1 protein-coding gene is annotated in these 259 nt (G+C 48.3%); it reads left to right on the top strand.

What is annotated here, in order from left to right; genetic code table 11:
* Positions 1 to 259, top strand: a 259-nt coding sequence (locus AC6UDG_RS07685; protein ID WP_500706989.1) for a hypothetical protein, incomplete at both ends; no start/stop codon positions are given.

Genomic DNA, 259 nt, shown 5'->3' with positions numbered 1-259 from the left:
CCGTTACCCCATCAGTGCAAGACCAAAGTGGTAACGATCAACCAGCAGTCGCTCAAGCAAATGACCAGCCCAATAATGGTCAATCAGCTGCCAAGCCTGCTAAACAGGACCAATCACAGACTAATAATCAAACGACTGATGCTTCAAATGCTCAACCTGACAAATCACAAGTAACCGATCAACCGGCTACCAACCAAAACGCTGATAACCAGGGTGTGAAGCAGCAAACTAACCCGGTCAAAGCCGACCAACCACAGGT

Source organism: Fructilactobacillus sp. X2R1C1, from assembly GCF_059901435.1.
This window is presented reverse-complemented; position numbering and strand designations above follow the sequence as displayed.